Source organism: Bacteroides stercorirosoris (assembly GCF_900142015.1).
GTDB classification, from domain to species: domain Bacteria; phylum Bacteroidota; class Bacteroidia; order Bacteroidales; family Bacteroidaceae; genus Bacteroides; species Bacteroides stercorirosoris.
In genome coordinates, this window is the sequence record NZ_FQZN01000028.1 from 1 (window position 1) to 23,282 (window position 23,282).

At 48.2% G+C, this 23,282-nt stretch carries 20 protein-coding genes; 7 read left to right on the forward strand and 13 right to left on the reverse strand.

The annotated features are described in order from the left end of the window. The 5 genes from BUC01_RS18585 to ruvA form a co-directional block, all read right to left on the reverse strand. On the reverse strand, positions 1-365 hold a 365-nt coding region (locus BUC01_RS18585; RefSeq protein ID WP_139261886.1), incomplete at its 3' end, for a transposase. Between the two features lie 328 nt (positions 366-693). Beyond that, positions 694-1,695 carry a DUF3843 family protein gene (locus BUC01_RS18590; protein WP_025834190.1) on the reverse strand — a complete coding sequence of 334 codons (1,002 nt, stop codon included), beginning with the start codon at positions 1,693-1,695 and terminating at the stop codon, positions 694-696. A gap of 67 nt (positions 1,696-1,762) precedes the next feature. Further along, the gene (sov, locus tag BUC01_RS18595; protein WP_073314487.1) at positions 1,763-9,232 is read right to left on the reverse strand and encodes a T9SS outer membrane translocon Sov/SprA; all 7,470 of its coding nucleotides are present in this window, start codon (positions 9,230-9,232) and stop codon (positions 1,763-1,765) included. A gap of 26 nt (positions 9,233-9,258) precedes the next feature. Then, the gene (locus BUC01_RS18600) at positions 9,259-9,459 is read right to left on the reverse strand and encodes a hypothetical protein (RefSeq protein ID WP_073314489.1); all 201 of its coding nucleotides are present in this window, start codon (positions 9,457-9,459) and stop codon (positions 9,259-9,261) included. 77 nt (positions 9,460-9,536) lie between these two features. Continuing rightward, complete coding sequence (gene ruvA / locus BUC01_RS18605) at positions 9,537-10,142, reverse strand: Holliday junction branch migration protein RuvA (RefSeq protein ID WP_025834176.1); 606 nt, start codon at positions 10,140-10,142, stop codon at positions 9,537-9,539. A gap of 251 nt (positions 10,143-10,393) precedes the next feature. Between ruvA and BUC01_RS18610 the strand changes: the two genes are divergently transcribed. After that, a complete protein-coding gene (locus BUC01_RS18610; RefSeq protein WP_025834174.1) occupies positions 10,394-11,293 on the forward strand; it encodes a diaminopimelate dehydrogenase in 900 nt (299 codons plus the stop codon). Positions 11,294-11,423: 130 nt separating this feature from the next. On the opposite strand, the gene rseP is transcribed toward BUC01_RS18610, so the two are convergent. The 7 genes from rseP to tsaB form a co-directional block, all read right to left on the reverse strand. Continuing rightward, positions 11,424-12,758, reverse strand: a complete 1,335-nt coding sequence (rseP, locus tag BUC01_RS18615; protein ID WP_025834173.1) for an RIP metalloprotease RseP — start codon at positions 12,756-12,758, stop codon at positions 11,424-11,426. A gap of 220 nt (positions 12,759-12,978) precedes the next feature. Then, complete coding sequence (locus BUC01_RS18620; RefSeq protein ID WP_025834171.1) at positions 12,979-14,130, reverse strand: 1-deoxy-D-xylulose-5-phosphate reductoisomerase; 1,152 nt, start codon at positions 14,128-14,130, stop codon at positions 12,979-12,981. 17 nt (positions 14,131-14,147) lie between these two features. After that, positions 14,148-15,008, reverse strand: a complete 861-nt coding sequence (locus tag BUC01_RS18625; protein ID WP_025834169.1) for a M23 family metallopeptidase — start codon at positions 15,006-15,008, stop codon at positions 14,148-14,150. A gap of 33 nt (positions 15,009-15,041) precedes the next feature. Further along, entirely contained in the window at positions 15,042-15,578 is a 537-nt protein-coding gene (gene rimM, locus BUC01_RS18630) for a ribosome maturation factor RimM (protein WP_025834167.1), read from the reverse strand. Positions 15,579-15,590: 12 nt separating this feature from the next. After that, positions 15,591-16,895 carry a UDP-N-acetylglucosamine 1-carboxyvinyltransferase gene (murA, locus tag BUC01_RS18635; RefSeq protein WP_025834165.1) on the reverse strand — a complete coding sequence of 435 codons (1,305 nt, stop codon included), beginning with the start codon at positions 16,893-16,895 and terminating at the stop codon, positions 15,591-15,593. A gap of 82 nt (positions 16,896-16,977) precedes the next feature. Further along, complete coding sequence (locus tag BUC01_RS18640; RefSeq protein WP_073314491.1) at positions 16,978-17,598, reverse strand: DUF4290 domain-containing protein; 621 nt, start codon at positions 17,596-17,598, stop codon at positions 16,978-16,980. An 81-nt stretch (positions 17,599-17,679) separates the two neighbouring features. Beyond that, positions 17,680-18,372, reverse strand: a complete 693-nt coding sequence (gene tsaB, locus BUC01_RS18645; protein ID WP_025834163.1) for a tRNA (adenosine(37)-N6)-threonylcarbamoyltransferase complex dimerization subunit type 1 TsaB — start codon at positions 18,370-18,372, stop codon at positions 17,680-17,682. 225 nt (positions 18,373-18,597) lie between these two features. Between tsaB and BUC01_RS18650 the strand changes: the two genes are divergently transcribed. The 6 genes from BUC01_RS18650 to nadD all read left to right on the forward strand — a co-directional run bounded on the left by BUC01_RS18650 (position 18,598) and on the right by nadD (position 22,399). After that, positions 18,598-19,149 carry a LemA family protein gene (locus BUC01_RS18650; protein WP_025834161.1) on the forward strand — a complete coding sequence of 184 codons (552 nt, stop codon included), beginning with the start codon at positions 18,598-18,600 and terminating at the stop codon, positions 19,147-19,149. A 15-nt stretch (positions 19,150-19,164) separates the two neighbouring features. Then, positions 19,165-20,094 (forward strand): DUF3137 domain-containing protein, encoded by a 930-nt coding sequence (locus tag BUC01_RS18655; protein WP_025834159.1) that lies wholly within the window; start codon positions 19,165-19,167, stop codon positions 20,092-20,094. Between the two features lie 84 nt (positions 20,095-20,178). Further along, positions 20,179-21,057 (forward strand): YicC/YloC family endoribonuclease, encoded by an 879-nt coding sequence (locus BUC01_RS18660; RefSeq protein WP_025834158.1) that lies wholly within the window; start codon positions 20,179-20,181, stop codon positions 21,055-21,057. Positions 21,058-21,078: 21 nt separating this feature from the next. After that, positions 21,079-21,642: a guanylate kinase gene (gmk, locus tag BUC01_RS18665; RefSeq protein WP_073314493.1), complete on the forward strand. Its 564-nt coding sequence runs from the start codon at positions 21,079-21,081 to the stop codon at positions 21,640-21,642. Then, on the forward strand, positions 21,642-21,833 hold the full coding sequence (locus tag BUC01_RS18670; RefSeq protein ID WP_243462645.1) for a hypothetical protein: 192 nt from the start codon (positions 21,642-21,644) through the stop codon (positions 21,831-21,833). Before gmk ends, BUC01_RS18670 begins: the two co-directional genes overlap by 1 nt. Then, entirely contained in the window at positions 21,830-22,399 is a 570-nt protein-coding gene (gene nadD / locus BUC01_RS18675) for a nicotinate (nicotinamide) nucleotide adenylyltransferase (RefSeq protein ID WP_025834156.1), read from the forward strand. Before BUC01_RS18670 ends, nadD begins: the two co-directional genes overlap by 4 nt. A gap of 14 nt (positions 22,400-22,413) precedes the next feature. On the opposite strand, the gene BUC01_RS18680 is transcribed toward nadD, so the two are convergent. After that, positions 22,414-23,028: an HU family DNA-binding protein gene (locus tag BUC01_RS18680; protein ID WP_025834154.1), complete on the reverse strand. Its 615-nt coding sequence runs from the start codon at positions 23,026-23,028 to the stop codon at positions 22,414-22,416. Between the last annotated feature and the right edge of the window lie 254 nt (positions 23,029-23,282).

Genomic DNA, 23,282 nt, shown 5'->3' on the forward strand with positions numbered 1-23,282 from the left:
AGTTCCTGACGAATTGCACTGACGATTTTAGGATTGGTCAGTGGATGAAGCGGATCAATCTGAACACCACAAAATAACTGGTAATGAATATTCCCGTTTAAATGTTCAATCAGTTGTGAATCTGAAAAGTTGGTATAGGACTTCAGGAGCATCAAGGCTATTTTACCCTCAGGAGAAAAATAACTTTTACGCCCCAAAGCAGAGGACTTCAAATGCATTTGTCGGGCCAGTTCCGAGAAAGGAAACAGAGCATGGAGGCGACCTAATTCACTCGTAGCAAAACTTTGACGATATTTTTTTAGCATATCGAACTCGGTAAAACCTAAACGAGGTTCGATTTCTGAGATTTTTTGTATCTTTACCATGTGTTTTTAGTTTAGATTACCCCCGTTTTGGCCGTCAAACCGTTTTTTGGGGGGAATGCTTAAAGATACAAAAAAGGCAACTAACTCGCAATGAATTAGTTGCCTTAAATTTTATTATTTTAGGAATATCCCTACCTATTAATCATAAAAAAGGAATTCTTTCCCACCTACCACCCCGCCCTTTGGGCACCCCTCCTCCAACTGGAGGAGGGGAGTGGAGATAGTCCGTTTGATTCAAATCCCTGCAAGAAAGAGTTAATTTCAACTCCTGATTCGCATTAATTTCAACTCCTGATTCGCATTAATAATTAATATTTGATAATCATCCTTACACTCCTTCGTAATATTCACACAAGAAGTATCGTGCAATGAAGTCCCAGAACTCTTGTAGTACCTCTTTTCCGCCGGGGAAAGGAAGTTGTAAATCGGGGAACAGGCCTTTTGTCATACCATACTTCAAGAGGTCAAAAGGACAGGCGCCCGGGTGTGTGAATAATTTATATCCTCTCGTTGCGGCTTTTGCTGCATCGTAGGTCGGATTATTAGGGTCGCGGAAACAATAAGAGGTATTCGGCGCTACCAGCATACCCTTGGCATTGGCATAAATCACAAAATTCTTCTCGTCCTTTAAGTCAGGCAGCAAACACTCATTTCTGTTCTCCCATTTCAGTTCCTCTACAAAGAAATTGCGCAGTTCATCGTAAGTGGCAAAATAAAGTAGCGGCTCTCCTTTGCTGTATGCCAGGCATCTTTTTACATCCTTTTTAAGTGGCATGCCGGGTTTGATTTCGGGAAGTGGGACCAAAGGCATTTCCAGTAAATCAGGCCCCATCACCCAAAGAAAAGACGACGGCTCCTCGCAAATGGGCGCTTCTTCAAAAGAGGCATCCATAACATCATATACTTTTTGGCTGAGTTCCAACAAATCAGGATCATGGGGATTCTGGATGATGACTGGGTCTTCCATAAAAATTGCATACCGGGAGAGAAGCGTCCATTGGATGAACGAAATATCCTCTACATTGATTTCGTCGGGAACATACGAATCTGTCAGTTTGTAGAATGGCAGATAAGATTGGTATAATGTATGATATCCATCCGAGAACTCTTTCCAACCGCCTGTTTGAGCGATGGCATCTTGCAGATAAAGAGCTAGGGAGAGGGCGGCATCCACCTTGTCGTCTTCAGCTTTTTTTCTGTACAGAGGGGATTGGTCAATCAGGGAAAGTAGTTGGTTGGCGAAGTTCAGATACCAGGAGTCTGTCGATACTTGTTTGTCGCGTTCGTTAGCTCCTAACCAACGCTTCATGTAAATTCTTGCTTGTTTCATATCGCTTGTTGTTAATCCTGCAAAGATAGGGCTTTCTCTCAAACATATCCCCAATCGTCGAGATTATTTACCGGGTTAGGGAGAATTTCATGCTGAAACCGAAATCAGCACTGACCACCGGGTATGAACTGGAAGATACTAACGGGGTGTTTTGCTGGCGGTCGTAGTAGAGGCGCAGGGTCAGCAGGCGGCTCAGGGTATAGTCGGCCGAGCAGGAAATCTTTAGAGCCTTGTTGCCATTGGTGGCTTGCGCGAAGCCTTGCTGGACATCCCGGCAGAGGGCGGACTGGTTGCGGAATGAGATGTCGGCACGCAAGGCGAGATCGTGGCTGATGCGGTTTTTGCTGTCCTTCACGTTGCGGCGGCTGAACAGGTTGAAGTTAATAATCTTATACCCCAGGCCGATGACAAAGTCGCGGGAAGCGGTTTCCACCAGTTGGCAGGCGCTCATGCTAAGGTTGAGGATGCGGCTGGTTTTGTATTCTACTTTGGCGGTAAGGCCGTTCTTAAGGGTGGCGTCCATGCCGATGAGCGGTGAGAATTGCTCGTTGATGGACACCATGCTTACGTCAAAACGCGAGGAAGGGATGGGATTTCCTGTTTGCACATCTTCCACGAAGCCGATGTCGCCCATATAGCTCATGAAACTCTGGAAGGTGTTATAGCTGCCCACACTGTAGGTGCTACGGTAGGCATGGTTCAGATTGACGCTGCGGAAGTTCTTCTTGAACCAGGCTATCTTGGTAAGTCCGGTGTAGGTGACGCGCCAGTTCGGCATCATGGAAAACAGGCTGGGGAAGAAGTCGAGGGCGGAGTTACGGGCGCTTCTTCCGGTGTAGGCGGCAAAGAAAGCGGGTATCATGACGTCCGGTGAATGCTTGCTGACGGTGCCGTTTGCCGGGTCGAATGTCTTTCCGGCAAGGGCGGTTCCTTGCGGGTACTGGCTGCCGAGGTACTGGGCTTCCACCCGGTTGCGGATAACCTCAAGATTGTTGCGGAAACGCTCGAAGGTGCCGGAATGGTAGCCGTCGTTTGCATTATGGCTTTCGAAGGCGCTGCCTATGGAGATGATACTCATGGAGAAATTACCACTACGGGTGTCCGGAGTCCCCGCAAACATATATTGCATTTCGCGGCTGCGGTTACGGGTACGGTTGGCGGTGAGGTCTATCTTCAGGTCGCGTATCGGCTCAAGGGAGATGCGCAGTTGCAGGTCTTCGAGGGCATTGCTGCTGGCAGGGCTGACGACGGAGTCATTGCAGATGAGCCAATCGTTTTGCAAGGCGCGGTCGATGTAGCTGTCGCCGGTGAAGCCGAAAGCGAAATCCAGTCCTGGAGCAAGGAAGCCTCCGTGCTTCTTCTGTCCGAACATATCGCCTACTTCGGGACGGAAACCGGGCAGCGTCATGGCATATGTATTCTTATAGGTAAAACTGAAGTTGCGTACACTCATGGCAAAGCGGGCAGCGTGCTGGCCGAACTTATACCACCAGCCGTCTTCCGGATTGGGGCCGGGGACGACGGTGAGCTTGATGCGTGCCGTATCTTGTGTATCGATGCGCAGGGTATTGGCATTCAGAACTTTGTAACGTATCGGGTAACGACGTCCGTCCACCGTGAGGGCGCTGACTTTGGGGCGGCGGGAGTTCATGCCGTGATTGATGGTCAGCGTGGTATCTGCCTGTAACTGTACTTCTTTGTCGAAGCGTCGGGGTTTTTGTTCCCGGGCCGGGACAGGTTTGCGGTAGGAGGCGGAGAAGCGGCGGTTCACATTTTTCAGATAAGGTATCTTATTATAGAAAGCTTCAAGGTTGAAGCGAGAATTCACGTCGATACTGCGTTGGTTGCTGACGGTGTTACCCATTTCTATGCCGTCGGAGAGGGAGACACCCCGGTCCCAGTTATAAGAAGAAGCGAAACGGAGGTCGGCACTGATCCAGTCAGTGATGGGGAATTTGTCGAACGGAAGTTTATAGGTGGCGTTGAATGTCTGCTGGAAGTCGATGGGGCGGCCGAGCGACAACAGGCTGCGGCGCACAGTGTCCTTCCAGGCGGTATATTCGTCCGGATATAAGTCCTTGTTTACCACGCCGTAAGGTTCTTCAATCTCGGCGTGGGTAGCGGAGGTGAAGTTGAGGCGCAGGTTTTTCGTCAAGTCCCAGCGCAGGGCGAAGTCGCGGTTCCAGAGATACTCTTTGGCTACGGAGATGGGGATGCCTTCGATGCCGGTATCTCCGCTTACGGATGTTCCGGCTGTCAGGGCTTCCAGGTCGCGGAGTTGCAGTTCGTAGTAATGGCGGGTCATGTCGGTGTTGAACGCGATGCTCTGGGGGAGCCAGTTCAAGTTGAATTCTTTGACGAAACGCATCCAGGGAGATTTGCTTTTCATGCTTTTGAACGGTTCCCACGGGCGGTAGACGGGAGCATAATTGTAGGTCATGGCGCCACGCCAGTCTGTTTCGTTCTCGTAAGCGGTGGTGCTGCCCTGGTTGTGACGCAGCGAACGGGAGTAGCTGAATGTAAAGTTACCCGGATCGTAAGGCATTGGATTCTTGCTGATGATGCCCAGGCGCGCGTTGCTGAGGCTGAAGTTGCGGTAAGTGGTTATTTCACGGGCGATACTCATCAGTGAGTCGCGTTCCCAATCGGTGGTGCAGGCATCGAGGGCATCGTCCAGCAACATATCTTTATCCAGCGGATTGTATTTGGGGGTGGTCGCTTCTTTGGAGTATGAGAAGTAAATCGGTGCGGTCAGGCGGGCTTTCTTGGGGAAGAAACGGCCGAGGTCGAACGTTGTGGTGAAGCTATACTGGTAATAATCGTCCAGGCGGCGTTCGCTGACACTTTGTTCCAGTCCGCCGAAGCCAGCCGTCTCCACGTGTCCGGCAAGATTGATGCTGCCGATATCGGATAGTTGCACGTTGAGGTTGCCCTGTGCCGCCCAACCGCCATCTTCGTTGAACTCGGTGAGGCGCAGTTCGTTTACCCAGACTTCTGCCGATTTCACGGTGCGGGCGTTGTTCCGTACTCCTATCATGATGGTTTTCACTTCCGCCAGTGAGGGATTGCCAATGACGCTTACTTTGTTGGCGGGCTTCTCCGGGTCATATTCAGAATAGACTTTGGCGTAAGTGACGCCACTGTTCGGGATGTTCTTCAGGCGGTTGCGTCCCTTCTTGACGTTGGTCAGCGTGCTGAGGTCGATGTCCAGATTGTTGTCTTTGGGCCAGACGGCAAGGCAACCGGCGGTGGTGCTTCCATTGTATTCTCCATGCGGGGTGAGGGTGAGGGGTATCTCATATTCATAATAATTGCTGCGATAGTCCGAGCCGAGGCGGATGAATACGGACAGTTCGCCATCCTGCGGATCGGTGCTGAGGTCGGGCAGGGCTTCGGCATGGGCAAACATTTGCAGGCGCCGGTACTGGCGCATATCCATGCCTGTATTCTTGTAGACGGCACGGGCATCGCCGGGAGCCAGCTTTTCCAGTTTCAGGCTCATGGCTTGCTCGTTCTGCTGGCGGAGTTGCGGCTGTCCGGGGTCGATGACGCGGGAGATTCCGGGAGGCATCACGTAGTTTACCGGGGTGCGGTCGCCGTTTTCTTCGATGTTTACGGCGGACACGTCGAGAGTGGCGGAGCTGGTGGTGACGGCTCCTTGTTGCGTGTTGTTCAGTGCATCGGTGTATGTGCGCCACTCGCCGCGTATCAGTTCCAGCGTGGCAAAGCGCAGCACGACGGGCTTTTCAAATCCGGTAAGGAACATACGCATAAAACGGATGGACTTGAAATCCTTGATGCTGCCCACCGCTTCGCCACTGCGCACGGGGACTTTAAACTGATACCAGCTTACTTCCTCCGTCTGCCCGTTGCGCAGGCGGACGCTGACGGTTCGCTTGTCAGTGATGTAGTTATGTCCTACTTTCAGGTCAGCGGGAGTGAGACGGATGCGGTACTGGAAATACTTCTCCGTTTCGTTCAGCGTGTTGTCCTGGTTGATGTCCTCCACGTCGGGCACGGTTTTGGAAGAAATGTCATACCGTTCCGGAGAGTCTTCCGAAGCGGTGGAGTTGCCTTCGGTGTTGTTGTAGTATTTGTAGCGGTCGAGAATGCTACGCTCTTCACGGTCGTAATCGCTGCCGCGGAAGTAGTGGTAATTGTCACCCGCAGGGTCGTTGTAGAACTTTTGGTAGGCGTCGGCGTCAACCAGCCTTTGCACTTGCGACAGATACGTCTGATAGGTAGGGAACGTGCGTTCGTCTTCGGTAGAGAGTCCGTTCAGACCGACATCTTGGCGACGGCGGGCACCGGCGGAGTTGTCGAAGGCATATACCACACTGCGGTCGCGAGGGATGCGTCCCCAAACGGTTTCTTCTGTCTTTGTCACGTCTCCGTCGATGGGCAGGCCGTTCTCGAAGGACTTCTTGCCATCTTTCAGGATATCTTCGGACACCTCGCCCAGATTGAGGTAGAGGTCGCCTCCGGTGATGCTACCCGCAGGGGTACTATCTTGCACCCCCGCAGGATTACTACCCCCCTCCTCATAGATGAACGGGTCGAGCAGCCAGAACGTGACGTATTCAATGTTAGCCGCCTCGAAGTCACTTGTATCCAGTTTGCGCATCATTCCTCCCCAACGTTGCTTGGGGTTACGCAACGTACCGTCCGCATTCAGGTTCGTATCCAAATTGTAGGGTCCCCGTTCTTGCGGATAATACGCCAGATTCAGCACGTTCATGGCGGCGGATTCCTGATAAGGAGTCTCTTTGTTCGGGAAGAGTTCCTGCTCGTACACTTCGCGCACATAGTGGTTGCTGAGTTGGTTGAGGTCGTTCTTGATGTGTGTAGGAGTCAGCGAAGAGTTGCGGCGGGTGAACAGGCCGTCGATGTGGTACCACGCCAGCAGTGCGCGGTTCTTTCCGTAGGCGATGTCGTTGCTGCGGGATGCTTCGGGGAAAAGAGTGGGATTGTTGGGCGTGCTTGCCAGCATCCAGTACGATGGTTGGCGCAGGTCGATGCCGCTTTGCGTACTCTCAAAGTCGTCGATATACGATGCGTTTTGTTGCAAGCCTTTGGCATGTCCCGGAATGAGGTGGGCGAATTCTACGCCGAGATTGATACTGCTGGGGGCGGTGGCGGTGACGAAAGGCAGTTTGTCCAACATGTTCGTCAGCCATTGGCTTTCTTTTTTCCAGGAAGCGTTCAGTCCCCACAAAGTATTTGAAAGCGGCTCGTCACCCATTGCCACTTTGCTCGTCAGCGGCTTTTCGCTGAGGTGCATGATGCTTCCGCCGAAGGAGAAATCCGGCGAGAAGTCGTAGGTGAAATTCAACCCCATCATTGTTTTGCGTTGCATACTGTAGAGCGTGTTACTTTCCAGGTTCACGCTGATGGCAGTGCCTGCGTCAATGATGCTTTGGTTGAGGATGGTGACTACGCCGAGCGTATAATCCACTGTGTAGTCCGAGTTTTCAACCAGCGTCATGCCGCCTGCCGTCACCCGTACCGAGCCTTGCGGAACGTTCATGGCCCCGAGTCGTATCTCGTTGGCATTCGAGGCGCGGTATTCTCCCGTCAGGCGGAATTTATTCTTCTCTGCCGTCTGTCGTGCTACGGTGCGGGTGGAGTCGTACAGTTCCTGAAACACATATTTGTCCGCCAACGCATCATTGCCGATGGCCTTGCGCAAGTGGCTGCCGAAAGGCTCTACAACCGGAAAATAGATGCGGCCGTCGGATGCCGTGACAGTGTACCCCTCTACAAAGTCGAAGAAGCCGTCAGCGCCCGTCTGATTCTGGCTGTTCAGGCGGTCGAGGTTCATGACACGCAACAGGGGCATCTTGGCAATCTTGCCTTCGGGGATGTAACGCAGATATACGCCTGTCGTATCGCTCTGGTAAGTGATATTCAACTGGAACTTCTCTTTCTGGACGGAATAGGCGTTGAGGCTGTAAACGTTCTTCATCATCAAGTCCCAACAGGCGGCATCCGGTGAATTGGCGGTGTTTTTCAGCAGTTTCACAAACAAGCTCTGCCCCGTCTCTTTGATGTCCGAAGAAAATTCACCTACCTGATAGCTTCTTCCTCCGAGTGTATATTCAAAGGCGACTGCCAGCACTTCATTCGGTTGCAGGGTTTGTTTCAGCGAGATATATCCCAGCTTGCTGTTCAGTGTATATTCGGAGGACGTGAGCAGGCGGGCGCTTTCTATCTTTTCGTAATCCATACCGGCTTCCACACCATTGATACTGTTCATGGTAACGCTCGCCTGACTGATGTCGCGGGCGGCGGCATACTGGCTTATCATTTGCGTATACAGGGTGTTGGCATTGTTTGCCGGGGCATTGAGGTTCGAGGTCGGGTTTGCCGGGTTTCCGGTTCCCGGCCATTCGGCACTGTTGCCGATGTGGAAAGCTTCTCCAAGGTCAGTCAGTGCAACGATGTTTCTTGGATTATCGTAATTGTTCCGCTTGTTGGTCACCCATACTTCGATGCGGTTGATGGTAATTCCCGAAAGGATATTCGGGAGTTGCGCCAGATTCTTGTCATACACATCCCGGAAGTAATGGGCGAGGAAGAAGTGGCGGTTCTCTTCGTAATTATCGGCAGAGAAGTCGAAGGTCGTGGTTTGCGCACCGCCGCGGCTTGTCACGGTTTTGGCCTCGCTTTCTTGCTGGCTGATGACTGCCTGCAATTTCAGCTTACCGAATTGAAGATCCGTGCGAATACCGAAAAGAGCCGATACTCCCCGTATTAGCGAGTTGTTGGTAGACATACTCACATTTCCCGCTTCAATCAACTTGATGATTTCATCTTCTTTTCCCTCATATTTCAGTTTTAGTTGCTTGGTATCAAAATCGAATGTGGCGTCGGTATTGTAGTTCATGTTCATGTTCACTTTGTCGCCTACTTTTCCGTTGACGTTGATGTTGATTTTCTCATCAAAGTCGAAGCCGAGTGTTTTGCGCTGGCTCTCGGGCAGTGAAGGGTTTTTTACGTTTTTGTAGTTCATGCCGAAACTGAGTTCTGCATTACCCTGCGTGCGTATCTGTACTCCACCGGGCCCAAATAACTTCTCTGCCGGACCGAGGTTGAACTTCATGTCCATAAAGTCGAAGGCTTCTTTTCCTTTACCGATTTGTTCTCCGTTCTTTTGGCGGTAATATGACTGCATGGATTGTTTCAGAGTCCAGTCCAGATATTCTTCGGGGGTGAGTATCATGGGGACGCCGATTTCTGAATTTCCCAGTTTGGTACGTATGAAGTATTTGTCTGTCCTGGCGTCATATTCAGCTTCGGTCCGCAGGTTTGTCGGCGACTGGAGGTCGGCAGGACGGGGTGAAAGGTCTTTCAGTGTACCTGGCACTGTCTTCCGGACGGAATATCGCGGAGGGATGCTATCTAGCGAAGTTGTTGCCTCTTGCGTATGAGTTACATTTGTGCCTTGCTGTACATTCTGTCCCATAACGACAAAGCTGCCGGGCGTCAGCCATAGCAGCAATAACCAGATTATATGTCGTATTTGGGAAGATTTCATGTGTATTCAGTTGTATAAATGATAATTTACCAGCGTAGCGCTGGAGCAAGGTTTCCTTTCGGCATACTAATTGACGTGATAGTGCCTGAAGGCTGAAAGCCTTTTATCTTATAGCCCAGGGCAACGCCCTGGGAGATTGCCATGTGTTTCTCTTTGCGCCCTGTAAGGGCATAACAGCCCACATGGGCTTTTGCCCTTACAGGGCGTAAGATTGTGGGATCATCCATTACCCAGGGTGTTACCCTGGGCTGTAAGATAAAAGCCTTTCAGGCTTAGGGGATGCACGCTGGTAAATTATCATTTATCAAAGCCTTTTTAGTGCCAGTTTGATAACCTGTTCCACTGGTGCGTCCGGTTTTTCTTTCAGTATCGCCAACACCACTTTTTGTGACGGAGCCTGTGCAAAACCTAACATCGTCAATGCGGCAATTGCTTCTTCCTGCACCTGTGCGTTGGCGGCCGTCAGCATTCCGCCGAGACTTCCCATCGTACTTCCGGCAGCTGCGGCACCTGTTTTGATTTTATCTTTCAAATCCACAATTACCCGTTGTGCTGTCTTCAGTCCGATACCTTTTACCGATTTCAGCATATTCGCATTTTCCGTACTGATCACATTCACCAACTCTGCAGGTGAGAGTGCCGAAAGTATCATCCGTGCAGTGTTTCCACCGATACCCGATACGGAAATCAGCAACAGAAACAGTTCCCGTTCCTGCTTATCCGCAAAGCCGTAGAGAATATAGGCATCCTCGCGTATAGCCTCGTAGATATATAATTTACACTCCTTTTTGCCCTGGATAGCAGCATATGTATTCAATGAAATATTAACGGCATATCCCAATCCGTTACAGTCGATAACTGCGGTTGCCGGGCTGAGCTCGGCAAGTCCGCCTCTGATGTATTCTATCATAATGCTTATATAACGGGCGCGCGCGTTGAATATTGTGTTTCCTCACAATAGAGTCAAGAGAGTTTTACGGAACTTTTTCCGCTGGAAATTGTTTTAGAGAAGTAGGTAATTGAAGTTGTGTGAGTTTGAAACAAGTCTTAATAAAGAAAAAAACTCCGTGGAACTATGTGTCGTTTTGTGGTGGTTTTAAATGAAAATGATTACTTTTGCGCCGATAAAATAGAAAACTGATAAATAAATACAATAAAAGAATGAAAAAAGTAAGAGCAGCCATCGTGGGCTACGGCAATATCGGGCAATACGTGCTCGAAGCATTGCAAGCAGCTCCCGACTTTGAAATTGCCGGTGTTGTGCGCCGTGCAGGAGCAGAGAACCGTCCCGCGGAACTGAGTGAATATCCTGTTGTAAAGAATATCGAGGAATTGGAAGGCGTTGATGTAGCGATTCTTTGCACACCAACCCGTAGCGTAGAAACTTATGCTAAAGAGATTCTTGCCCTCGGCATCAATACGGTTGATAGCTTTGATATCCATACAGGTATCGTAGATTTGCGCCGTACACTGAATGCTGCTGCCAAAGAACATAACGCAGTTTCTATCATTTCCGCAGGCTGGGATCCGGGAAGTGACTCTATCGTGCGTACTATGTTGGAAGCTATTGCTCCGAAAGGAATCACATACACCAACTTCGGTCCGGGAATGAGCATGGGACATACCGTTGCTGTAAAAGCTGTTGACGGTGTGAAAGCGGCCCTTTCTATGACAATTCCTACGGGAACAGGCATTCATCGCCGTATGGTTTACATCGAACTGAAAGAAGGTTATGAGTTCGACAAAGTAGCTGCTGCAATCAAGGCGGACCCATACTTTGTGAACGATGAGACACATGTGAAACAAGTTCCCAGTGTGGATGCTCTGCTCGATATGGGGCATGGCGTAAACCTCACACGCAAAGGTGTTTCAGGTAAAACCCAGAACCAACTGTTCGAGTTCAATATGCGCATCAATAACCCTGCGCTTACTGCTCAGGTACTGGTTTGTGTGGCTCGTGCTTCCATGCGTCAGCAACCGGGTTGCTACACCATGGTCGAGGTTCCCGTTATTGATCTTTTGCCGGGAGACCGTGAAGAGTGGATCGGACACTTGGTGTAAATAAATACGATTGATATTCAGCTAAATAAAATAGACCATCTATTCCAATCGGATAGATGGTCTATTTGCTTTAAACAGATGGTCTGTTTCATCCGAACAGACCATCTGTTTTTATAAGGTAGACTATATGTTAGAACAGGAACCGCAGAATATCATTGAAGTTTGCCCAAAGCAGCAATCCGAACAGCAGGAACATACCTACCATTTGCGCACGTTCCATAAACTTATCGCTTGGCTTGCGTCGGGCCACAATCTCGTAAATAAGGAACAGCACATGTCCGCCATCCAATGCCGGAATAGGCAGAATATTCATGAAGGCAAGAATAATGGAAAGGAATGCCGTCATGTACCAGAACTGATGCCAATCCCATGTAGCGGGGAAGATACTGCCGATGGTTCCGAAGCCACCCAGTTGCTTGGCTCCTTCTTTGGAGAAGAGATATTTCATTTGTCCTACGTAGCCTTTCAGCGTTTTCACACCCAATGCCGCACCGGCAGGGAGAGAAGCCAGGAAACTATATTCTTTTCTCACTACGGGAAGCAATTGATTGGTGGTTATACGCGCTACTACACCCATCTCATACAAAGAATCTGTGGCAAGAGTTATCGTATCTGTTACTCCGGCACGCACATATGTCAACGTGATATCATGAGGAGCCGAACCGTCTTTCTGTCGGCGTAGCATTTCCTTTTTAAAATCGAAATAAGCGATGTTCTCTCCATCCAATTGCGTGATGCTGTCACCCGGCTGCAGTCCGGCAAGGGCGGCGGGACGATTGGCACAGATGCTGTCAATCACATACGGATAGCGGAATGAGGCAAAACGTACGCTGTCGGCCAGCAAACGTTCCATCATGTCTTCGGGAATATAAACCGAGGCTTGTTCTCCACCACGCAGCACGGTTACTTGACGGGCATCGACGATACTTGTCAGCAAGTCACCGTCATAGCGTTCGAAAGGTACGCCATCGGCAGATATCAGTATATCACCGTTGCGGAAACCGATGTTTTTTGCTGTTTCGTTGAATTCCATACCCAGCGGGGCTTTCTGTACCGGGACATATTCATCTCCCCATGTAAAGAGTATCATGGAGTATATGAACAACGCCAACAGGAAGTTGAACACCACGCCGCCTACCATAATCAGCAATCGTTGCCATGCCGGTTTGGCACGGAATTCCCACGGTTGCATGGGTTGCTGCATCTGTTCGGTATCCATAGACTCATCTATCATACCTGATATCTTCACGTAGCCACCCAACGGCAGCCAACCGATGCCATATTCTGTATCACTGTTTTTGGGCTTGAACTTGAACAGAGTGAACCAGGGATCGAAGAACAAGCAAAACTTTTCTACCCGGGTCTTGAAGAGGCGGGCGAAGAGGAAGTGCCCTCCCTCATGAACGATAACGAGCAACGAAAGGCTCATAATGAGTTGCAGGGCACGAATCAAAAATGTTTCCATCTAATAAACTTTCTATTTTACTATTAACTACTATTACTATCTTAATTCTCCTCTTCCCAGGAGGAGGAGCACCCCGTAGGGAGGGGAGGTGGTAGGCAAAAATAGAATACCTGTTAACTATCGAGGTTAAGGAAGCTTTTCTTACCTACCACCCCGCCCTTCGGACACCCCTCCTCCGAGGAAGAGGGGAATTGAGATACTCTATTTATACCTGTATGATTTATTTTATCAACTCCTGTGCAATCCGGCGCGTCATCGCATCCGTAGCCACATAGTCTTCATATTCAGGCTTCTCTACGAACGATACAATCGACATCGCCTTTTCTATCACATCACTCATTCCGAGGAATGAAATCTCATCCCGCAGGAAAGCGGCTACCACCACTTCATTCGCCGCATTAACGATGCAAGGCATGTTTCCACCCTTATGCAAAGCCTCGTAGGCTAATGCCAGATTACGGAAACGTGTCGTATCCGGTTGTTCAAACGTCAGGTTCGTGCACATCTTGAAGTCCAGCCGTGGGAATGATGCTTTCAGACGTTGCGGATAAGAGAATGCATACTGAATGGGCAAACGCATATCCGGCATACCCAATTGTGCTTTCACCGCGCCATCTTCAAACTGCACCATCGAATGGATGATGGATTGAGGATGTACTACCACTTCAATCTGGTCGGGCCGTACACCAAACAGCCATTTAGCCTCTATCACCTCGAATCCTTTGTTCATCATCGAAGCGGAGTCAATCGTAATCTTCGCCCCCATATCCCAGTTGGGATGTTTCAGGGCTTGAGCTTTGGTAACCGTAGCCAGTTGCTCCATCGTGCAACTGCGGAACGGTCCACCGGATGCCGTAAGAATAACCTTCTCTATCGGATTGTCAAGTTCTCCTGCCAAACACTGGAAAACAGCCGAATGTTCGGAATCTACCGGCAGTATAGGTGTACCGGAAAGGCGCGCCAGCTCGTTTATCAACTCTCCGGCCACAACAAGCGTTTCCTTGTTGGCAAGGGCGATAGGCTTACGGGCACGTATAGCGTTCATTGTCGGTTTCAGTCCGGCGTAACCCACCATGGCCGTCAGGACGATATCAATCTCAGAGTCTTCCACAATCTGGCAGATGGCGTCTGTGCCTGCATATACTTTGATAGGCAGGTCGGCGAGCGCCTCTTTCAGTTGGGCATATTTTGTTTCGTTGGCTATGACCACTGCTTCAGGCTTAAACTTGCGTGCCTGGGCAATAAGCTCTTCTACCCGGTTATTGGCTGTCAGCACATATGCTTCGTACTGGTCGGATTGCTCTTCAATCACCTGTAACGCTTGTGTACCGATGGAACCTGTAGAACCGAGTATCGCAATTTGTTTTTTCATCTATATATCACTTATCACTAAAATACAATGTACTGTTCCGGATTTACCGCCCGTCCTTTATGCCACAATTCAAAGTGCAGGTGGGGACCGGTGGTCAGTTGTCCGCTGTTTCCTACCAGGGCAATGGCTTCTCCGGCTTGCACGGCATCACCTTCCCGTTTCAGCAGGGAGCCGCAATGCTTGTACACGGATACGAAGTCCTGGTTGTGCTGTACCTCTATCACATATCCCGTTTCGGCGGTGTAGGTGCTCAGTATGACTGTACCGTCCAGCGTAGCGAGTACACTTTCTCCGGGATTGGCGGCGATGTCCGTACCGTAATGTTTCCTGTCGGCATCAAATTTATCCGTAATCATACCCCGTGTAGGGCGATAGAATATCAGTCCTTCTATGTCGGGGCGGGTGGTGATGCTTGTCAGGTTATACTTTTCCGTTTCTTCATATTGCTTGCGGAAATCAGCTTCGCGCTGTGTGCGCTCCATCAATGAATCTTCACGCACGGTGGTCAGCGAATCCATAGATTGTACTGTGTCTACACGCACAGTTCCGCGGAAGATATCCTGTATATTCATTATATACAGATTCTGACGTTCCACCAATTGTTGGAGTGAGTCGGCACGCAGAGCATTTTCCACTACCTGGGCGCGGACATCACTGTTCATATACCCCGGCAGGTAGTTGCGCAAAGGAGTAAAAGTAATGATGGCGGCGGCAATCAGAAACAGGACCGTCAGCACGGAAAGCAACACAGAGATACCGTTCAGTTTGGACACACGGATACCTACCACTTCTTCAAGTGTATTCTCGTTGATAATGGTCAGTTTATATTTAAACTTGATGTTGCTCCAAAAAGCTTTATGCCGTTTCTTTTTCACCATACGCGCTAATCACTTTATTACTCTATCACTATTTTACACTTCTTCAGTCTCATCCAGTGCCAGCAAACCTTCCGGTAGTTCCATTGTAATTACTTTATGTTCCTGGTCAATGTTGATGATGAAATCTTCTTGTGCAGGAATCAGCAATTCTTCTCCCTGATGGTCTACTACAAACAAAGTGTTGATGGTTGCAGTGTCTACTTCCGTCACTTCTCCCAAATCTCCATGTTTTACTTCTTCTATCCGGAAACCTACGAAGAAGTCCCACGTCAGTTCACCCGGTCCGGCATCCCCGGCATGTTTGGCAGGGAAGTAAACTTCCACATTGGTAAACATCCGTGCACGTTCCGCCGTGTCCACTCCTTCCAGCTTCACCAGCGCGGTGGAGTCGGAGCGGAAACGATATTCTTCCAGAAAGAAAGGTACGAAAATACCATCCAGCAGGCAGATGAGATATTCCGCTTCCACCCGGTCGAAGATATCATCGGTGAATGTGAATGACAACTCGCCATGAATGCCATGCGGCTTGTTGAACACTCCTATCTTATATACGTCTTCTTTCTTTATCACTTACCTAATATATTATATTCTTGTTATTCTTGCTCCGATGGCGTTCAGTCTTCTTTCAATATCCTGATAGCCACGGTCAATCTGTTCTATGTTATGAATCCGGCTGATTCCTTCCGCACTCATGGCGGCAATCAGCAATGCAATACCGGCGCGGATATCGGGTGAGGTCATGTTCCCGCCCCGCAGGCGCATTGCATGGTTATGGCCGATGACAACTGCACGGTGAGGGTCGCAGAGGATAATCTGTGCTCCCATATCTATCAGCTTGTCCACAAAAAACAGGCGGCTTTCGAACATCTTCTGATGAATAAGTACGCTGCCTTTAGCCTGAGTGGCGACAACGAGCATCACACTCAGCAAGTCCGGCGTCAGTCCAGGCCAGGGAGCGTCGGCGATGGTCATGATGGAACCGTCGATAAACGACTCTATCTGATACGTTTCCTGTGCGGGCACGTAGATATCATCTCCCTGCTGTTCGAGCTTGATGCCAAGGCGGCGGAAACTTTCGGGGATAATGCCCAGATTCTCGTATGATACGTTTTTGATAGTCAGTTCACTCTGCGTCATTGCTGCCATACCGATGAAACTGCCCACTTCAATCATGTCGGGAAGTATGGTATGTTCCGTACCGTGCAACTCATCCACGCCTTCAATCGTCAACAGGTTGGAGGCGATGCCTTGTATCCGGGCACCCATGCGGTTCAGCATCTTGCAAAGTTGTTGCAAATACGGCTCACAGGCAGCATTATAAATAGTGGTGGTTCCTTTGGCAAGTACTGCCGCCATGACGATGTTGGCTGTTCCGGTAACCGAAGCCTCGTCCAGCAACATGTAAGTCCCTTTCAGTTCGCGGGCAGAGATTTCATAAGCCTCACGTTCGGCATTATAGGAAAAATCGGCTCCCAGATTCTGTATGCCTATGAAGTGTGTATCCAGACGGCGGCGTCCTATCTTGTCCCCGCCAGGTTTGGAAATCATGGCCTTGTGGAAACGTGCCACCATCGGCCCGATAAGCATCACTGAACCGCGCAAGCTGGAACATTTTTTCAGGAATTCATCACTTTCCAGATAACTTAAATCCAGTTTCTCCGCTTTGAAGCTATATGTATCGATGCCTTTCTTGGATACCGTGACACCCATGTCACGCATCAGTTGAATGAGATTGTTGACGTCCAGGATGTCCGGAATGTTGTGTACGGTCACCTCTTCGGCTGTCAACAGCGTGGCGCAGATAATCTGCAATACCTCGTTCTTTGCGCCTTGCGGATGAATCTCGCCGGATAGTCTGTGTCCTCCTTCAATTACAAATGATGCCATATATTGTGATTTTAGATTTTTAATTTATGATTTATGAACGGACTGCCGGCTTATAAATCATAAATCTGAAATTATAAATCAATTAGTATTTCCGTTTGTTGTTCCGGTTGTCTCTCCGGTTATTCTGGTTGTTCATCTTCGGACGGTAATTCTGGTTGATACGTTCAGCCATCAGTCGGATGATGTCGTCCGTCATTTGCAGTTTGCCGTTGGAGTATTCGTCAAGGTCTTCTGCAATCTTGCGGTCGTCTACGGTATCTTTGTTCCAGGCCATGAAGTCTTTCTTCATGTGATTGCAAATCAGGGCAATCAGGTTTTGTTTTTCTTCACCTTCGGGGAATTCGATTGCTTTCTTTATCAGCACTTCCAATGTACGGCCGTAGTGGCGGTAGCGGATTTTTGTACTGGGATAGGGGATAGGTCCTGGTTTGGTGTTCAGATTATCTTTACGGATGATTTCGTACGGGTAGTCGATGTCCAGCTTGAAATCGGACATGATAGCCAGGTGATCCCACAACTTATGTTTGAAATCGGGTACATCACGTAAATGGGGAAACATATTACCCATAATGTTGATAATGGTGTTGGCACAACGCTGGCGCTCAGTACGGTCTTCGATTGTCAAAGCGTGGTCGACCATGTTCTGGATGCTGCGTCCGTATTCCGGCAGGGGCATCCGTTTTTGTTGAGTGTTATATTGCATACTTGGTTAAATTGAAACTATATTTTAATGTTAAAATCAAATAAGGTCTTGAGCGAGGCTAATTAAAGACTACAAAATGAATTAGAGGAGCTTCTTGGGTTGGGAGGCCACGAATTCTTTCAGATAGAACGGCTCGAAATAAGCTACATCCTTGAAGTCCTTTTCAGCTACTGCTTTCTCGGCAAGGGGGAACATCATCTTTGCCAGCGGGCGGATGTCGTCGATAAAGTGTGCATTGGGATGCGTGATTTTACCTTTGCACTTTTCCGCTCCGTCTCCGAAGAAATAAACGGGATGCTGGTCCAGGAATTCCGTATAAGAGTTCTCGTCTACAATGTCGGCGGCGATGTCGCGTACTGGTTTCAGGGCACGGTCGTAGATGGCGGCGTATACTTCCATGCGGCGTGCATCAATCATCGGGCACAGCAACGCGTCATCGGGCAGTTCATCGTGATAGAGCAACACGGGCACGCATTGCACCTTCAACGTCGGAAGTCCTATCAACGGAATATTGCGTCCGTAGCAAACACCTTTCGCCATAGATACGCCAATGCGAAGTCCGGTATAAGAACCCGGTCCGCAACTCACCGCTACGGCGTCAATCGGCATCGCGTGGCTGTCGGCAAACGACAATGCTTCGTCTACAAATACTCCCAGTAAAACTGCGTGTGAAGGGCCGTTGAGGTCTTCTTTCGTAAAAACATTTTGTCCATCTTCACTCACGGCAACGGAGCATGCAGAGGTGGACGTTTCGATATGTAAAATGCACGACATAGCTTTCCTATTATTAATCGCTTCTTTATTCTTGTTTTAAAAGTGGCAAATTTACAGGTTTATTTTCAGATACACAAGCGAATCTAAAAAGGGTTCAGTATCTTTCTTACGGCATTATTGGGAGTGTTTTTAGATTATTTCTATCTTTGCTTCCGATTTTAGGAATAAATGCAGAATTCGTTAACATAAAATAACTGGCACAAGGAGGCTGTTGTATCTGTAATTATGATTATAGCTATTATTATCGTAGTTTTGGTTTTGGTGGTGATTTCCATGTACAATTCGTTGGTGAGGAAGAAAAATCAGATAGAAAATGCTTTTGCCACTATTGATGTGATGTTGAAACAACGCTTTGACCTAATCCCTAATCTGGTGGCGGCAGTACAGCAATATGCCAAGCATGAAGCTGATACTTTCTCGGCAATAACGGAAATGCGAAATAAAACTTACACTGCTCTTAATGACAGTGAGAAGGCGGACTTTGACAAGATGTTTTCCAAAGCCCGTACACAGTTTTTCGCCGTAGCGGAGAATTATCCCGAATTGAAAGCGTCAGAAAACTTCCTTCAGCTGCAACGTTCGCTGAATGAAACGGAAGAACAACTGGCTGCTGCGCGCCGCACCTATAATGCTTCTGTAACCGAATATAATAATGCAGTCCAGTCGTTCCCCACAAATCTGCTGGCAGGTATGTTTGGCTTTACGAGAAAAGAAGTGCTGACGATTTCGGAAGCGGAACGAGCAACCCCGAATGTGAAGAATTTATTTAATTCATAAAAAGACAACCGGGCAATGGGCTATGTCGACTTTGACTCTCTGGCGCAGAAACTGACTCCCACGTTACAGGTTCTGGAGGGTAAGCGTAAGGAACTCTTGAAGAAAGGTTGTTCCGAAGGGGCGCGTTATGCTGCCCTTTTTCTGATAGTAGGAGTTATTATCCTGATAATATTAAAATTGGAGGGAATCTTTGCTCTGATAGTTATTGCTGTCATATCAGTGATTATTTTCTTCACTTGTGTAAATAATAAGTCGAAAATAGTTTCTTCTTTTTATAAAGAGGAAGTGGTAAACGAAGTCATTCATGCCTTTTGTCCGGATGCTACATTTACTCCGGATTCAGGAATAGATGAGAGTGTTTTTGAAAATTGCGGCTTGTTCATCTCCCCCGACCGTTATCATGCAGAAGACCTGATAGAAGGTTGTTTGGGTAAAACCAGTTTTGTCTGTTCGGAAGTACATGCGGAAGAGCGCAGGACACGTTCCACTAAAAATGGGGTGCAGCATTATTGGGTAGATATCTTCAAGGGATTTCTTTTTATAGCTGATTTTCATAAAGATTTTCAGGGGGAGACCACCATTTTGCGGAACAGTCTGTTCAAACTTAAAATGGGAGCATCGAGGGTGAAGATGGAGAATCCTGAGTTTGAAAAAGTTTTTGATGTCTTTTCCACTGACCAGATTGAGGCCCGTTATCTGATTACTCCGTCTATGATGGAAAGAATGTTGAAGCTGGATAATAACTTCAAGAAAGGGATTACCATCAGTTTTCGTAATTCAACGATTCTGGTTGCCATACCGGATTCTAAGAACCGTTTTGAAGCCGACGTGTGGAGTTCTCTGAATGATATGAACCTTCTTAAATCAGACTTTGCAGTGCTTCAGTCCTTGTTGGCTATTGTGGATGAATTAAACCTGAACACACGCATTTGGAGTAAAGAGTAAACAGTAAACCATATCACTTATTTCATGAATAATTTTCGCCAATGAAATTATTCATGTAATTTTGCGGAAAACTAAAAGAATCTTATGATACAATCCATGACGGGTTACGGTAAAGCAACCGCTGAACTGCCCGATAAAAAAATCAATGTAGAAATCAAATCGCTCAATAGTAAAGCGATGGATCTGTCAACCCGCATCGCTCCCCTTTACCGGGAAAAAGAAATAGAAATCCGCAACGAGATTGCTAAAGCGCTGGAACGTGGAAAGGTGGATTTCAGTCTGTGGATTGAAAAGAAGGATGCCTGCGAACTTGTGACTCCCATCAATCAGGATGTGGTTGTGGCTTATTACGAGCGCATCCGTACCATCTCCGAAACTACCGGTATCCCCGTGCCCGAGGACTGGTTTGCCACCTTGCTTCGCCTGCCGGATGTGATGACCAAGAATGATATACAGGAACTGAGCGAAGAAGAATGGAATGCTGTTCATGCTACCATACTCCAAGCTGTTCAAAGTCTGGTGGACTTCCGCAAACAGGAAGGTGCGGCTTTGGAGAAGAAATTCCGCGAGAAAATCTCCAATATCGCCCATTTGCTGACTACCGTTGATCCTTACGAAAAGGAGCGTGTGGAGAAAGTCAAAGAGCGTATTACCGATGCTTTGGAAAAAACGATCAGTGTGGATTATGACAAGAACCGTCTGGAACAGGAACTCATCTACTACATTGAGAAACTGGATATCAACGAAGAAAAACAACGTCTCGGCAACCATCTGAAATACTTCATCAATACGATGGAAGAAGGAAACGGACAAGGCAAGAAATTAGGTTTTATCGCTCAGGAGATGGGACGTGAAATCAATACGCTTGGCAGTAAGTCCAATCATGCCGAAATGCAGAAGATCGTGGTGCAGATGAAGGATGAACTGGAACAAATCAAGGAACAGGTATTGAATGTGATGTAAAAGAAATAATAATTCTAACGTATGGGCAAGCTCATTATATTTTCAGCCCCCTCAGGCTCAGGCAAATCAACCATTATCAACTATCTGCTGACGCAGAACCTCAATCTTGCATTCTCTTGTTCTGCCACCAGCCGTCCGCCGCGCGGAACAGAACAGCACGGTGTGGAGTATTTCTTCCTTTCTCCCGATGAATTTCGTCAGCGCATTGCCAATGACGAATTTCTGGAATATGAAGAAGTCTATAAGGACCGTTATTACGGAACATTGAAATCCCAGGTAGAGACTCAATTGGCTACCGGACAGAATGTGGTTTTCGATGTGGACGTTGTGGGCGGTTGCAATATAAAGAAGTATTATGGCGACCGTGCTTTGTCGGTATTCATTCAGCCCCCCTCGGTAGAGGAATTGCGTAAGCGCCTGGTAGGACGTGGAACGGATGCGCCCGAAGTAATAGATGCCCGTGTGGCCAAAGCGGAGTATGAGCTGACGTTTGCCGATAAGTTTGATGTCGTGGTAGTTAATGATGACTTGGAAAAGGCTAAGGCTGAGGCTTTGAAGGTGGTCAGAGAATTTGTGGAAAAATAATGATGGCGGTTAAGGATTCAAAGAAAACGGCAAGACGGATGATGGTGGTTGCTGTTGTCATTGGTTTAGCAGCATTGGCTTTGGACATTGTGGCAATCACTATGCAGCAATGGATTATTGCTATTGGTATGACGTTTGTGATTGCCCTGCAAACCATTAATTTCTTGCAATGGAAAAAGAGGCTAAAATGAAAACGGGTATCTTCAGCGGTTCTTTCAATCCGGTGCACATCGGACATCTTGCTCTTGCCAACTACCTGTGTGAATATGAAGGACTGGATGAAGTGTGGTTTCTTGTGACCCCTCATAATCCGCTGAAAATAGAGGCCGAACTGATGGATGACGAGCTCCGTCTGAAGTTAGTTCAACTGGCCATAGCCGGTTATCCCCGTTTTAAGGCTTCTGATATTGAATTTCATTTACCCCGCCCGTCCTATACCATCCATACGCTGGATAAACTGAAAGAGACTTATCCCGACCGGGAGTTTCATCTGATTATCGGTTCGGACAATTGGGAACTTTTCCACCGTTGGTATCAGTCGGAACGTATTCTTGCCGAAAACCATCTTCTTGTTTATCCTCGTCCCGGTTATCCGGTTCCTTCAGATTCTCTTCCGGCGAATGTGAAGGTGGCTTCTTCGCCTACTTTCGAAATCAGTTCTACTTTCATCCGTCAGGCGATGGAGGAAGGAAAAGATGTTCGTTACTTCCTCCATCCGGCGGTTTATGAGGCATTGCTTTCTGCGTTTTCCCGCTGAAAGGATATAATGCTTTATTCTTGATTCTTCTTTATATAAACCACTGAGCGTCCTCCGCCCCGTTTGCGGATAATGCCTTCCGCCAGATATTCCTGTAAATCGCAGATGGCACGGCGGTCGGTCACATTTGTTAGTCGGGAGTACTCGGCGCGTGTGATGCAGACGTTTGCTTCCAGGAATTTCAGCATCATCTCTTTTCTTTTTTCGGGGAGAACTGCCGGTTTCTTGGTCGCCATCTTCTTGTCCAGTCTTTCTAAATGCATTTGATGCCTCACGTATTTTTTGAAGTCTTTGCTTGGACGGAACTTTACCGTTTCGAACCGTACGGACTCGGCGCGGATATCTTTTTTGTTCATGGCGGGTCGTGTGCATTTCAGTGTAGTGCTGAAGTAGCCCAATTCGTCCAACTCCACATTGTAGCCTTCGGCAAGCCAGTCGCCCAGTGCATTACTGATGGCTTGCATGATGCCCACTATCATGGCATGCGGCATGTGCTGCTCCTTCATCACCCGTTCCTGAAACTCTTTTGCGGTAATGGTGCCTTTGGGGCACACACGTGCATGTAACGGTCTTTTTTTTCCTTCGCCACTGGGGTCCGGTGTTTCGTAGAGGTCATAGAAAGTACTCATAATATATGTTTTTAAGAGGTTTATACTTCCGTAGAAACAAACTGGCACCGAGACTGCAAGAAACTAATGTCGGATGTGCTACGAACTAATATTTTTCATACTAAAAAGTATTCATACTACAAATATAGTAGTTTCTTACAATAATTGTTCTATTTACTTACAATAATTATAGAACTTTCTTACAACAGTTGATGTATGAATAGTTTTTAGGCAACAAGAAATTAGTTCCTTGCGGTGCGGGGATTAGTTTGTAG

What these genes read in the sequence shown, in the direction of transcription:
- BUC01_RS18590 (WP_025834190.1), bottom strand. Translation starts at nt 1,695, where the DNA reads ATGAAACAAGCAAGAATTTACATGAAGCGTTGGTTAGGAGCTAACGAA.
- sov (WP_073314487.1), bottom strand. Translation starts at nt 9,232, where the DNA reads ATGAAATCTTCCCAAATACGACATATAATCTGGTTATTGCTGCTATGG.
- BUC01_RS18600 (WP_073314489.1), bottom strand. Translation starts at nt 9,459, where the DNA reads ATGGATGATCCCACAATCTTACGCCCTGTAAGGGCAAAAGCCCATGTG.
- ruvA (WP_025834176.1), bottom strand. Translation starts at nt 10,142, where the DNA reads ATGATAGAATACATCAGAGGCGGACTTGCCGAGCTCAGCCCGGCAACC.
- BUC01_RS18610 (WP_025834174.1), top strand. Translation starts at nt 10,394, where the DNA reads ATGAAAAAAGTAAGAGCAGCCATCGTGGGCTACGGCAATATCGGGCAA.
- rseP (WP_025834173.1), bottom strand. Translation starts at nt 12,758, where the DNA reads ATGGAAACATTTTTGATTCGTGCCCTGCAACTCATTATGAGCCTTTCG.
- BUC01_RS18620 (WP_025834171.1), bottom strand. Translation starts at nt 14,130, where the DNA reads ATGAAAAAACAAATTGCGATACTCGGTTCTACAGGTTCCATCGGTACA.
- BUC01_RS18625 (WP_025834169.1), bottom strand. Translation starts at nt 15,008, where the DNA reads ATGGTGAAAAAGAAACGGCATAAAGCTTTTTGGAGCAACATCAAGTTT.
- murA (WP_025834165.1), bottom strand. Translation starts at nt 16,895, where the DNA reads ATGGCATCATTTGTAATTGAAGGAGGACACAGACTATCCGGCGAGATT.
- BUC01_RS18640 (WP_073314491.1), bottom strand. Translation starts at nt 17,598, where the DNA reads ATGCAATATAACACTCAACAAAAACGGATGCCCCTGCCGGAATACGGA.
- tsaB (WP_025834163.1), bottom strand. Translation starts at nt 18,372, where the DNA reads ATGTCGTGCATTTTACATATCGAAACGTCCACCTCTGCATGCTCCGTT.
- BUC01_RS18650 (WP_025834161.1), top strand. Translation starts at nt 18,598, where the DNA reads ATGATTATAGCTATTATTATCGTAGTTTTGGTTTTGGTGGTGATTTCC.
- BUC01_RS18655 (WP_025834159.1), top strand. Translation starts at nt 19,165, where the DNA reads ATGGGCTATGTCGACTTTGACTCTCTGGCGCAGAAACTGACTCCCACG.
- BUC01_RS18660 (WP_025834158.1), top strand. Translation starts at nt 20,179, where the DNA reads ATGATACAATCCATGACGGGTTACGGTAAAGCAACCGCTGAACTGCCC.
- gmk (WP_073314493.1), top strand. Translation starts at nt 21,079, where the DNA reads ATGGGCAAGCTCATTATATTTTCAGCCCCCTCAGGCTCAGGCAAATCA.
- BUC01_RS18670 (WP_243462645.1), top strand. Translation starts at nt 21,642, where the DNA reads ATGATGGCGGTTAAGGATTCAAAGAAAACGGCAAGACGGATGATGGTG.
- nadD (WP_025834156.1), top strand. Translation starts at nt 21,830, where the DNA reads ATGAAAACGGGTATCTTCAGCGGTTCTTTCAATCCGGTGCACATCGGA.
- BUC01_RS18680 (WP_025834154.1), bottom strand. Translation starts at nt 23,028, where the DNA reads ATGAGTACTTTCTATGACCTCTACGAAACACCGGACCCCAGTGGCGAA.